Annotated in this window: 8 protein-coding genes; 3 read left to right on the top strand and 5 right to left on the bottom strand. The window is 65.8% G+C overall.

What is annotated here, in order from left to right; translation table 11 throughout:
• The 3 genes from WBF82_RS22510 to WBF82_RS22500 form a co-directional block, all read right to left on the bottom strand.
• On the bottom strand, positions 1-1,177 hold a 1,177-nt coding region (locus tag WBF82_RS22510), incomplete at its 3' end, for a DUF7159 family protein (protein WP_424385144.1).
• A gap of 216 nt (positions 1,178-1,393) precedes the next feature.
• Positions 1,394-3,325, bottom strand: a complete 1,932-nt coding sequence (locus WBF82_RS22505; protein WP_424385143.1) for an Hsp70 family protein — start codon at positions 3,323-3,325, stop codon at positions 1,394-1,396.
• Between the two features lie 153 nt (positions 3,326-3,478).
• On the bottom strand, positions 3,479-4,705 hold the full coding sequence (locus tag WBF82_RS22500; RefSeq protein ID WP_424385142.1) for a hypothetical protein: 1,227 nt from the start codon (positions 4,703-4,705) through the stop codon (positions 3,479-3,481).
• Between the two features lie 38 nt (positions 4,706-4,743).
• Between WBF82_RS22500 and WBF82_RS22495 the strand changes: the two genes are divergently transcribed.
• Positions 4,744-5,388, top strand: coding sequence for a TetR/AcrR family transcriptional regulator (locus WBF82_RS22495; RefSeq protein ID WP_424385141.1), 645 nt, complete (start codon positions 4,744-4,746; stop codon positions 5,386-5,388).
• On the opposite strand, the gene WBF82_RS22490 is transcribed toward WBF82_RS22495, so the two are convergent.
• Positions 5,357-7,069 carry a serine/threonine-protein kinase PknH/PknJ gene (locus WBF82_RS22490; RefSeq protein WP_424385140.1) on the bottom strand — a complete coding sequence of 571 codons (1,713 nt, stop codon included), beginning with the start codon at positions 7,067-7,069 and terminating at the stop codon, positions 5,357-5,359. The two genes, WBF82_RS22495 and WBF82_RS22490, sit on opposite strands and share 32 nt — an antisense overlap.
• 99 nt (positions 7,070-7,168) lie before the next feature.
• Here WBF82_RS22490 and WBF82_RS22485 point away from each other — a divergent pair, with 99 nt between their 5' ends.
• The gene (locus tag WBF82_RS22485) at positions 7,169-7,651 is read left to right on the top strand and encodes a nuclear transport factor 2 family protein (protein ID WP_424385139.1); all 483 of its coding nucleotides are present in this window, start codon (positions 7,169-7,171) and stop codon (positions 7,649-7,651) included.
• Between the two features lie 19 nt (positions 7,652-7,670).
• Here WBF82_RS22485 and WBF82_RS22480 read toward each other — a convergent pair whose 3' ends face one another.
• The gene (locus WBF82_RS22480; protein ID WP_424385145.1) at positions 7,671-8,327 is read right to left on the bottom strand and encodes a L,D-transpeptidase family protein; all 657 of its coding nucleotides are present in this window, start codon (positions 8,325-8,327) and stop codon (positions 7,671-7,673) included.
• 149 nt (positions 8,328-8,476) lie between these two features.
• On the opposite strand from WBF82_RS22480, the gene WBF82_RS22475 reads away from it, so the two are divergent.
• The gene (locus WBF82_RS22475) at positions 8,477-10,939 is read left to right on the top strand and encodes an ATP-binding cassette domain-containing protein (RefSeq protein WP_424385138.1); all 2,463 of its coding nucleotides are present in this window, start codon (positions 8,477-8,479) and stop codon (positions 10,937-10,939) included.
• Positions 10,940-11,044 lie beyond the last annotated feature (105 nt).

The raw sequence follows: 11,044 nt of genomic DNA, 5'->3' as shown, positions 1-11,044 counted from the left end.
GTGCTGGCCGGCTCGGGGCCCGGCGGGCCGGCGCGGGCGTCACGACGCCTTGCGGTAACTGGTGCACCACCGGGGTCGGTGCCGTGTTGGTTTGCGGAGGCGGTGGAGGAGGAGCGGCCGATGGTGGCGGCGCCGGCGCCGGCGCTGCCACTGCAGGCGTGTGTGCGCTCGGGGGCGTCAGGTGTTTCGTCGGACTTGGCTTTGCGGCATGGCTGGTCCCATGACCCATCGTCGGCGCGACGTCGGCCCCGAGTGAAGTCAGCAGCACCACCAAGCCGATCAGGAGCACGGCCGCTACCCCACTGCCCGCCAGCAGGAATGGCCGGTGTCGGCGCAGGCCGTCGTCGTCCTCGTCCGCCAAAGCGCTGTAGGCAAGGGGGCTGTCACCGATTGGGGCATTCAGGGACACGTCGACGTATGCGGGTACGAGCGGGTTCACCTCGCCGGTGCCGGGATCCTGCGCGTAGGCCAGCGCAGCGGTCGACGACGCGAACAACGGGGCATTTGCTGAGGCCAGCGCTGCGCCGCGGGCAAGCGCCAGGTCGGGTTCTTCGGATGTGCTCAGCGGGATGGAGACCAGCGGCTCCAAGCGACGCACGATGGGGACGATGTCGACGCCGCAGCCAACGACGAACACGCCGTCGGCGCGCGACTGGCGCCCGTCGAGCGCAGCGACCATCGCGGCCAGCCTGGCAATCTCCTCCGCGCTGCGGTTAGCCCAGTCCACATGCTGTCGATGCAAATCGACGATGGAACCGCCGGCGGTTTCAACGACGGCCAGGGTCACACTTTCCGGCTCGACGAATAGCAGGGCGGTGGACTCGTAACCCATTGCCTGGCCGACCGTCTGGGTCAGCGCCGCTGCCGCAAGCAGGGGCGAGACCAACATGACGCCGCCGATCTGCCGGGCCGCGAGCTCGTCCTGCAGCACACCGACGTCGATCGGCTCGGTCCAGGTCACACCGGTCGACATCAATCGGTAGCCACCTTCGGCCGCGCCTTCACGGGTGCCGAGGATCGCGGCGATCACTTGCGCCGGTGCCGTTGTTGCCGAGCCGTTCACGAACGCGACGGCGAACTCATCTGCTTCGACGGTCACGCCGTCGGCGTTTTCGCCTTCAACCAGCACCATGCGGACGACCTTGGGTGCCATCGACACACCCAGAACGATGTCCACTACTCCTCCAAATCCTTCGCTAATGACGGTCTGGGCGAAGGAGTGCGCCGCGCGGCCGTCATCCACAGTTTCGCGACTTTTGGATGCGGCGTTACTTTCCCGGTTGGCGCGCTGAGAACGCAACGCCGCTGCATATGCCGGGCCGATCCGGCGTTTCCACCCTACTCGTCGCTAAGCGGTCCGGGTAGGCGCAAAGGATTCAACGGCCATGGGCCGTCAGTACCCAGGACCCCCGTAGGGATACTGCGGCTGATACGGGCTCTGTGGCTGGTAGGGGCTCTGCGGCTGGTACGGACTCTGCGGCTGGTTCGCTGCGCCGCCCTGCCCTTCCGGCACCTGAACCGGGATCGGCATCGGCACGAACGGGAGCCTCAAGTACGTCGTTGTCATCACTTCCGACGGTGTCGTGCTGGTCGTCGTGCTGCTGGACGGCGGCGGCGTGGTCGTGGTCGGGGTGGTGGGTGTCGTCGTCGGGGTGGTGGGTGTCGTCGTCGGGGTAGTGCTGGTCGCCTGCTGCGTGGTGCTCGGCGGCGGCTGGTAGGTCGTCGTCACCGGCGGCGGAGGCGGAGGCGGCGCCTCGCTGGTGACGGGTGGCGCGACGGTGGCCGACGGCGCTGGGCTCGGCGGCGGTGGCGGCAATGGGCTCAGCGACGGCGGGTTGGAGCTTGGTAGCGCGGGCGGTGGCACGGCCGAGGTGCTGGCCGGCGCCGGGGCCGGCGGGTGGCTGGTGGAGCTGGTCAGCGTGAAGGCCACCCCGCCGATCGCGACCATCGAGACCAGAGCAGCGACTCCGAAGACGAGTTGCGGCAGCCGATTGCCGCGGGACGGCCGCGGAGGCGGCTCAAACTTCGGCACCTGCAGCAGCTGCGACGGCGTAGCCCGGGCATCGTCGTCGTAGGGCTCACCCGTGTAAGCCACCGGCTCGTTGACCGAATCGTCCGCCTCTGACCAGGCCAACTGGTGAAGCGTCTCGGAGGGGTCGTCGAAGAGCACGCCGCCGGTGGCGGCGCCGAGCGTGTCGGTCGACGCGGTGAAACCGCCAGTGGACGCTGCGAAGCTGCCGGTAGACGCCCCCACCATCGCCGCCATCGTCGTCGATTCGGGCGCGTCCTCTCGCTGCTCGATCGGCTGGCGCGCGGAGAGCATCACCGCGCCGACCGCCATCGCGAGGCTGGGCTGTACGGCTGTCACCACCGATGTCTTAGCATGAGTTGAAAGACGCTGGGCGACAAGCGGAGTCTTGGCGACGCCGCCGGCCATCGCCACCGCGGCAAGATCTTTGCGGCGAACTCTGTTGCGCCGCAACATGTCATCGAAGGCCAAGAGGACGCGGCTAAGCCGCGCTTCGATCAGGCTTTCCAGTTCAGCCCGAGTCACTTGGACGGAGGTACGCCGGCCCGGAAGTTCAACGGCCACCTCGGTTAGCGTCTCATCGGACAGCCGTTCTTTGGCTAGCCGGCAGTCTTCGCGCAGATTACCGAACTGTCCTACTACGCCGGTGCTGGCAGGATCGGCGCCATCGGCGCGGCCGACGCATTCCAACACGTGAACCATCAGCGCCTGGTCTATGAGGTCGCCGGAGAATTCCGGGTAGCGCACCGTGTCGGCAATCGGGGTAAAGCCGGCCGCGGCGTCGGCCAGCGTGAAACTGGTGCCGGCAGCGCCGAAATCCAGCAGCGCCACCACACCGTCGATGGGCAGGCGATCATCGGAGTTCAACGCCGTCAACGCGGTAATGGAATCCGATACCAGTCGCGGGGACATGCCTCCGCGGACGAACCCGGCATGCGTGCACAACGCGTCCTGCAGTCTTCGCAGAGCTTGCGGTTCCCAGTGCGAGGGAACGGCAATCGTGATGTTGGATGTCGATGCGTCGCCGCCGGCTGTGGTGATCAACGCATCGAGCGCCTCCACCAGCAGCAGCGCCGGGTCATGGGTGGAGCCTTCGGTAGTAGTCAAAGCGCTTGACCCACCGGCGCGTTCGACAAAGCCGGTCAGCAAGGTGCCGTTTGGGTCATCCTGCACACCGAGTTCCGGAGCGCGATCGGGAAATAGGGTCAGCACGGCGCGACGAGAGACGGGCGGTTTCCCGCTGCGGACCGCGACTAGATTGGTGGTCCCGATCGATAACCCCAACGGCTCATACATAAAGTGAATACCTTCGTCGATAGCGGTCGGTGGCCAGCGTCAACCATAACCGCGGCCACGCTACGGCGAGCGGCCACAACATGATCGGTATGCGCTCGATGCGGTTGTGTCACCGAAGTGATACCGCCGACGTCTTGACAGATCCGGTCGGCATCAGACCACCGTCAGCGGCAACGACTTCCTTGGCTGGAATTGGAACGTCGACCCGCCGCTGACCTTGGCGATCGACACCTCAGGTAGCTCCGTTGTCGCCGTGTCGGTTTCGGATAGCTCGACGGTCCAGTCGGTGCTACTCCCGTTGACCGATACTTCGATATGCGGGTCCACCGCGGTGGCGATCGCCTCCAACGGCTGGGTCGACTCTGGTGAACACAACGAGATCCAGGCGGCATCGTCGTGGGCCGGGGACTTGCGAACATGCAACCTGCCGGACGTCTCGGCCTCGACATATCCGCGTGGGTTGAACAGCGGGTGCAGTTCGAAAACCCGTACTACGCCGTCGATCCCGCCGGGCAAGGAGAGCGCTCGGTGGATGCGCTCTGCGCCGAGCCCGGCCAAACCGATCAGCTGGCGGGTTCCCACTGAGGTGGCCAGCGCGGTGTTCGAGCCCGCTCGTGCTCGCACGGCGACCGCGAACGACAGGTACAGGAGGTGCATCTGCAGGCACACCTCGTCGGCCATTCGCACCAGCGCCGAATGTGAGAAGGCGCCGAAGTCGAGGTCGGAGACCAGTGGGCCGGAATAGTCGGCCAGCCCCTCGCCGGAGCGGTCGATCGCATCGAGTTTCCATGTTGCAGCACGGGTTTGCGCAACGATATCCAACGCCGGGATGCTTTCGGCGGCCGGATAGGACTCGTCGATCATGACGGTCCATGCGCAGTGCGGATGCCGGTCCGACGGCATGCGGGGTGGGCGATGGATCGGTCGCATTTGCGCGCGGGGGTTGGTCGCCACCGCGGTCGCGTCAAATGTCGGATCTTCGATGGTGTGGCACATCCCGAACACGTACTCGTCGCCCATCGGCTCGACGTCGAGCAGCGCGCCGCAGTGGTCGAGCTGGAATTCGCCGTGCCAACGGTCGTGGATGGTGTAGCGGAAGTCCATGAATTGCGGAGGTGCGCCGATGTCGAGTTGCAAGCCTTTGAAGATGGTGGGCACGTCGTCGCCCACGTAGTTCAGCGCCTGCTGCATCCGTTTGGTGTAGATCGGGCTGGCGCCCGCCCACTCCTCGATGGCAATCTGCACCATCTCTTCACGGCCGAATTCCTGGATGCACCACGCCATGCCGGAGCGATCGATCATGTGCCCGATCAGCAGTAGTTCGGGAACCAGCACGGCCAGTTCCTGACGGGACAGCAGCGCATAGCGGGATTGACTCACCGCCCAAAAATAGTCGGGACTATGTTATAAAGTCAACAATGTCTATCACCGCAGGCCGGAAAGCGGGCGGGTCCGTCAGGCCCACTCGACGGACCAACGCGCCGCGCAAACGCGGGGACGACACGCGGACCAAGATCATCGACGAGACCGTCCGCTGCATCGTCGAAGAGGGATTCGCCGCTGCGACTGCAAAGCACGTCGCCGAACGCGCCGGTGTCACCTGGGGAGTGATCCAATACCACTTCGGTGACCGCAACGGCCTGCTGATGGCCGTCGTCGACGACGGTGTGGCCAAGCTGCTGGAGAGCCTGTCCTCGGCCGACGTCAGCGAACTGCCGCTGCGCGAACGCATCGAGGTCGTCGTCGACACCGCGTGGAGTTGCTACAGCAGTCCGACATCGATGGCGGCGTTCGAAATCCTGCGGGCCAACCGCGGCGGCCCGGGCGGGTCGTCACGGCGTCACCTCCTGGAGATGAATGCGGCGATCGCCGAGCTCGGCAGGCTGATAACCGACGACCCCTCCAACGAGGGTGTGGCGGAGGTGATTTGGGCGACGCTGCGTGGCGTGGTGTTGGCGCAGATGATCGTGGGCACTTCGATCGACTGGCAACGCGAGCGACGTGCGCTGATCGATATGGTCAGCCATTACCTCAGTGCGGGACTTTCGCGGCGATCGCGTTGACGATGTCAGCGGCCTGGTTGACCACGTCGTAGCGGCAAGTCGAGACGTCGATCGCGACGTTGTTGTGCGCAGCCAACGCGCGTTGGCATTTCATGCCTCCCCCGTCTTTCAACTGCTGCGTCATCCGCAGTGTGCCGTCGGCATCCTCCGGCTTGCCGATGGTCCACAGTTGCGGTGACGGTGGGGTGGGAAAAACCAACGTCAGCGTGTGGCCTGAGCAACTGTTCCACTGCGATTTCTGCGCGGCGACAACCTTTTTGGCTTGATCGGCAGTGGGGAAGGCGATCACCGCCTGGATGACGGCGAACGCGCGAGGACCTTCGCCGGCATTGCGCAGCGCTTGAGATCGGGCACCGGTCCATCCGCTGTCGCCGTAGACGGAGTGTTGATCCGGCGCAGCGACACCGACGCAGTCCTTTTCAACCACCTTCTGTGAATCGTCGATCATGGTGTCGGCGAACGACTCTTGGACCAACGCGTCGGCGCCGACGATCCCGGCGACCTGCTCGGGACGTAGCAGCAGGCCTGAGAGCGCCGCAGAGGCCACAGGCGGCGCCGATTCGACTGTCGTCGTCGGCGTGCTAGTCGTCGACGACGTCGGCGGGGGCGCCGCAGTGTGTGAAGCAGATTTCGTCGTCAACGTCACCACAACGACCGACGCGGCAGCGAGAACGACGACGGCGCTCAGCACCGCGGCGATCCGCCCGCCGCGGCGGCGCTTCGGCGGCGGGGTGAAGACCTGCTGGCCGTAGAAGGAGGCCGGCATCGTCGGCGTTAACGGCGAAGGCGGAAACGAAGTCGCCTGTCCACGAGGGATCGGCTGCCACGGAGCGGTGAGCTGCGCCGTCCGATCGTTGAGGGCGGCAGCGGCCGCCTCGGCGAGACCGCGCGCCGAACTGAACCGCTGTGCCGGGTCTTTGGCCATCCCGACGGCGATCACCTGGTCCATCTGCGTCGACAAGCCCGGCACCACGTCGGTGACCCGCGGCGGCGGGGCGTGCAGGTGAGCCGCCATCACCGCCGCTGCCCCGTTGGTCGTCGCAAACGGCGTCCGGCCCGTCAACAACCGAAACAACGTGCAGCCCAACGAATACAGGTCCGCTCGGCCGTCGAAGGGCTGGCCGGCCAGCACCTCGGGCGCGGCATAGGCAACCGTCGCCGTCACTGATCCGGTGACGGTCAGTCCCACGTCGGCGAGGGCCCGCGCAATCCCGAAGTCGCCCAATAACACCCGCTCTTCGGGCCCGACAGGGCCGGACAGCAGAAAGTTCGCCGGCTTGACATCACGGTGCACCACACCACGCCGGTGCGCATAATCCAGCGCTTTGCCCACTTCGCCGATGATGTGCACGGCCCGCGCCGGAGTCATGGTTCCCGCACGCAGCGCGGCATCGGCGTCGGAGCCGTCGACAAACTGCATCGCGATCCACAGCTGCCCCTCAAACTCGCCGCGCCGGTAGATCGACACGACGTTCGGGTGATCCAGCGAGGAGGCCACGTCCGCCTCCCGAACGAACCGGGCGCGAAAGTCCGGATCGCGAGACAGCTCCGGGCTGAGCACCTTCAGCGCGTTACTTCGCGGCAGGTCAGGGTCACGGGCCAGATAGACGGTGCCCATCCCGCCCGCGCCCAGCAGGCGCTCAATTCGGTAGCCGGCGAAGACCCAACCGGCGCTCAACATGCTGGCGTATGTCCTTTGTTTCGATCCGGGCGCTTGCTGATGGCCGAGGATAGCCCGGCTGCCCGGAGAATACCTGCCGGCGTGTGCTGCAATGACGAGATGAGCCCACAGGATCACGCCGCATACTTAGCCGACGTCACTGCGATCGAACAGGTCAAGTACCGCTACATGTGGGGGCTGGACACCAAACACTGGGACGAGTTCGGTGACACGCTGACCGACGACGTCAAAGGCGACTACGCCGCGTCGCTGGGCGAGGAGCACCACTTCACCAACCGTGCCGACCTAGTGGAGTTCATGCGGTCGTCGCTGGGGCCCGGCGTCATCACCGAGCACCGAGTGACTCATCCGGAGATCACCGTGACCGGTGATGAGGCGACCGGCCGCTGGTATCTGCAGGACCGCGTGATCGTGGCGGAGTTCAACTTCATGCTGATCGGTGCGGGGTTCTACCGCGACCGTTACCGCCGCACCGCCGACGGATGGCGGATCAGCGCGACGGGATATGACCGGACCTACGAAGCGACGATGTCGTTGGCGAACCTCGACTTCAAGCTGAGTCCAGGTAACGCTCTGGCCTGAATTACTCTGTGGCTTAGCGTTATTGGGTGATCGCGATGACGGCGCCGGGTTTGAGCCACTGGATGATCTGCACCAACGTCGCGTCGTCGATCGCCACGCACCCCTCGGTCGGACCACCGTCGGTGGTGTGGAAGAAAAACGCAGCGCCCTTCCCTGGCTCGCGGTTGGGGTTGACGCCCATCACCACGGCATGTTTGTACTGTGGAATCTCGAGGTTCTCACTGGCTCCGGTATCGAACGGGCACTGAGCTTTCTGACAGACCTGCATCGTGTTGAACGTCGGGCTGTTGTCATCGCCGCTCCACCAGTGGTTGGAGTCGACCTGCACGTACTTCAGTCCGCTACCGGGATTGGGCGCGGTCCCGAATGCGAACGGCAACGAGTAGACGCCCATCGGGGTAGCCGGATATCCGCTTTTGGCTTGCGGCGCAAGACCTGCAGATCCGATGTGGGCGGGTATGCCGGCCGCGACCGGCTGCCAGCCCGAGGAGCCACGCTGATAGACATCGAGTTTGGCGTTCGAACCGCCAACGCCGACAACGGAAACCACTTGGGTCGCGTTGCCGACCGAAGGGGCAAACCAGGGTGCGCCGACTGCACCACCCGTTGGTGCTGCGGCCAGGGCGACATAGGTAGTGCACACCGTAGCGCACAGCGAACCCAGCAGTCGGCGCACCGTTTCATCGTCGACGCCGAGCATCACCGCCGTCAAGTAAAGGTTTAGCTGCGATCCGGTCACCGCGCGGACGCGGCACCTGTCGTTGCAGGCTGCGGCTATATGTTCGTAAGCGTCGCGCACAGGATCCAGGGGTATAGAAGGCAGGAATGGCACCGACAGATCGCAGCCGGACGCCGTCGGACGGCGATACGACCAAGCTCGCCGTGGCGAGCGACGTCAGTGCGCCCCCTCTGACGGTGTGGCTCGGATCGGCGATGTACACGTTTCCAGCCGACCGGGATGTTTTCGTGGGTCGCGACCGCGACTGCGACATCCGCTTTCAGGACCTCAATCCTGGCGACCTCACGCTGATATCGCGGGTGCATGCGATCCTGCGATTCGACCGCGACCAGTGGGTCGTCGTCAACAAGAGCCAAAACGGCGTCTACGTTTCCGGTTCGCGCGCCAACGTGGTGCCCATCCGCGACCGCCTGAGCATCACGCTGGGCAGCCCGCGCGGGCCACAGTTGACATTCCGGGTCGCCAAAGCGCCGACGTTTTCGGGACCGCGCAATCCGCGGACGCTCGACCGGATGCCAGATGGGCCCCCGGACGCAAGCCCGAAGACGACCGCGTTCCGGCCGGTGACCCCGCCGCCGGCTCGTCCAATCAGAACGCAGCCGAGCCGTCCGGTTCCGACGCGGACCGGGGGATCGTCGGGTTTGGTGACGGTCGGGCGCGCCAAAACCAACTCGGTCGTCGTGGAAGACGCGCTGGCCTCCCGCGTGCACGCGGTGCTGGTATCAACGCCGGCCGGTCTGGAAATCCGCGACAACAACAGCAGCAACGGCACTTTCGTCAACGGCACCCTGATCACGCGCGCGATGCTGCGCGACGGCGACGTCGTCACAATCGGCAATACCGACCTGCTTGCGACTGGCAAAACGCTTGTGCCGCAGCCTGTGGCGGCCCGTACCCGCGGTCTCACCGTCCACGGACTGGGGCTGACCGTCGACGGGCGCCAGCTGCTGGAGGATGTGTCCTTCACCGCCAAACCCGGGACACTGAGCGCGGTGATCGGGCCGTCCGGCGCTGGAAAATCCACGCTGGTCAAGCTAATTGGCGGTGCGATGTCGCGCAGCGCCGGACTGGTCGCCTTCGACGGGCACGACGTGCACGCCGAGTACGCCTCGATGCGCTCGCGCATCGGGATGGTGCCGCAGGACGACGTCGTGCATCGCCAGCTCACCGTCGAGCAGGCGCTCAGCTACGCCGCCGAACTGCGACTGCCGCCCGACACGTCGGCCGATGACCGGCGCCAGGTGGTCGAGCGGGTACTCGACGAGCTGGAATTGGCTCCGCACAAGAAGACTCGCGTCGACAAGCTGTCCGGCGGCCAGCGCAAACGAGCATCGGTGGCCATGGAACTGCTGACCGGCCCGTCGCTGCTGATCCTCGACGAACCGACGTCCGGGCTCGACCCGGCGTTGGACCGGCAGGTAATGACGATGCTGCGCCGGCTCGCCGACGCCGGACGAGTGGTCATCGTCGTCACGCACTCGTTGACCTACGTGAGCATGTGCGACCAGCTGCTGCTGCTCGCGCCTGGCGGCAAGACCGCCTTCGCCGACCCGCCGTCGCAGATCGGTGCGGCGATGGGCAGCATCGACTGGGCCGACATCTTCGCGCGGGTCAGCACCGACCCCGACGGCGTGCACCGGGCGTATTTGGCGCGCCACCCCGCTTCACCGAGACGGCCATCGCCGACCGCGGGCGCGGCGCCGCTGGGAAAACCGCCGCAGACCAACCGATGGCGTCAGGTCGCGACGCTGGCGCGTCGTCAGGCCCGGCTGATCACTGCCGATCGTGGCTACTTCGCGTTCCTGGCGCTGTTGCCATTCGTGCTCGGGGTGCTGTCGCTGGCGGTACCCGGCAGCACCGGGCTCGGAACTGCAGGCCCGAGCCAGCCCGAGGAGCCCATCGACATCCTGATCCTGCTCAACATCGGCGCGGTGTTCATGGGGACTGCGCTGACCGTGCGCGATCTGGTCGGAGAGCGGATGATTTTCCAGCGCGAGCGGGCCGTGGGACTGTCGGCGTCGGCCTACCTAATGGCTAAAGTCCTTGTCTTTAGCGCTGCGGCGCTGATCGACACCGCGCTGATGGTGGTCATCATGGCGGTCGGCAAAGGCGCACCGTCGCACGGCGGGGTGTTGTTGGGCCGCGGCATTCTGCCCGGCGTCATTGAGCTGTGGGTCACTCTGGCTGCGACGGCGGTTGCTTCGGCGATGGTGGGGCTGGCGCTGTCGTCATTGGCCCGTTCGACTGAGCAGGTGCTGCCGTTGCTTGTCGTGACCATCATGGTGTCAATGGTGTTGGCGGGCGGGTTGATTCCGGTGACCGGGCGGCTGGTGCTCGACCAGATTTCATGGCTGGTGCCGGCTCGTTGGGGTTTCGCCGCCGCGGCGTCGACCGTCGATCTGAACAACATCGAGGCGGCGCTGCCCGCCGACCGGTTGTGGCGTCATGTTCCGGGAGCATGGCTGCTCGACATGGGCATGCTGGTGGTGTTGGCCGCTGTTCTCATCGGTGTCGTCCGGTTCAGGCTGCGGTTGCGTGCGCGTCGTTGAGGTCTGGTGTGCCAAGGACTTTCGGTTGTAGCCAGGGAATCCTTCGGCTGGGGTGAATACAGAGGTTTTCCATCAGCGATAGCATCGCATCTCCCGCCCTCAACA

Origin of the sequence: Mycobacterium sp. (genome assembly GCF_049673265.1) — a bacterium.
Taxonomy (GTDB): domain Bacteria; phylum Actinomycetota; class Actinomycetes; order Mycobacteriales; family Mycobacteriaceae; genus Mycobacterium.
Note: the sequence above shows the minus strand (reverse complement) of the source record. Positions and strands in the feature narration are given on the sequence as shown.